The 450-nt window shown below is 47.8% G+C and carries 2 tRNA genes and 1 rRNA gene; all 3 read left to right on the forward strand.

Annotation, left to right across the window (positions count from 1 at the left end):
• Positions 1-72, forward strand: a 16S ribosomal RNA gene (locus AC1DM9_RS34500); the annotation flags it as partial.
• 116 nt (positions 73-188) lie between these two features.
• Positions 189-265: transfer RNA gene (locus AC1DM9_RS34505), tRNA-Ile, on the forward strand.
• 37 nt (positions 266-302) lie between these two features.
• Positions 303-378, forward strand: a tRNA-Ala gene (locus AC1DM9_RS34510).
• Positions 379-450 lie beyond the last annotated feature (72 nt).

Below are 450 nucleotides of genomic sequence, written 5' to 3' on the forward strand. Positions count from 1 at the left end.
GTGGGGTAGATGATTGGGGTGAAGTCGTAACAAGGTAGCCGTATCGGAAGGTGCGGCTGGATCACCTCCTTTCTAAGGAAATACCCGAACCCGATGAGGTTCGGATAAACTTGGCAGTTTATCGCTTACTCGTTGTCAGTTTTGAAAGATTAATCATCTTTCAAAGGAAGTCCAAAGGGAATACCTATGGGCCTTTAGCTCAGCTGGTTAGAGCGCACCCCTGATAAGGGTGAGGTCGGTGGTTCGAGTCCACTAAGGCCCACCATTATCGACTCTGAGAAGTCGGTACCCATATTAAATTTGGGGCCATAGCTCAGCTGGGAGAGCGCCTGCCTTGCAAGCAGGAGGTCAGCGGTTCGATCCCGCTTGGCTCCACCAAAAAAACTTTTTAAATTGCACCTTGAAAACTGGATAACGAAAGAAAAGAATTGCTGAAACATCCTTTAAAGC

The organism is Paenibacillus sp. 01T431 (genome assembly GCF_056398625.1).